General features: G+C 60.6%; 1 protein-coding gene. It reads right to left on the reverse strand.

Annotation, left to right across the window (positions count from 1 at the left end; translation table 11 throughout):
- Positions 1–505: hypothetical protein (locus tag EOA24_RS40590; RefSeq protein ID WP_133375104.1), on the reverse strand; the 505-nt coding region annotated here is incomplete at both ends.

The raw sequence follows: 505 nt of genomic DNA on the forward strand, positions 1-505 counted from the left end.
GGTCTGGCTCTTTCCCGTCCCTGGCGGTCCGATGATGACGAAATCGCGCCCCTCGGCGGCGGCCATGCTTGCTGCCGTTTGCGAGGAATCCAGCGGGAGAAGGCCAATTATGTTCGAAGGCTCATAAACGCGATCGAGTTCTGCCTCCTCGCGAAAGGCGGGTTGATTGCCCGAACCATCGAAGGCCTGCTCGGGTGTGTCGATGAGGTGGCGAACGACCCTGTTTTGGCGCAGCGCATCGGTCCGTTCGACCAGGTCCTTCCACATCAGGAACTTTGCGAAAGAGAATGTCGACAATGCGGTCTCGTCGATCACCTCAATGCCGGGAACATCGCGCACCGCCTGTCGCATCGAAGACAGGACCCGCGGCACGTCGATGCCGCTGTCGTCGAGCGGCAGGTCGCCGGCGAACTGGGGCAGGCGAAGTTCGAAATCGCGTTCCAGGAATTGCAGAAGCGTGGCGTTGAAGCGAGGCTCGTCCTCGTGGAATCGGATAGTGAAACGT

Origin of the sequence: Mesorhizobium sp. M2A.F.Ca.ET.039.01.1.1 (assembly GCF_003998035.1) — a bacterium.
Classification (GTDB): domain Bacteria; phylum Pseudomonadota; class Alphaproteobacteria; order Rhizobiales; family Rhizobiaceae; genus Mesorhizobium.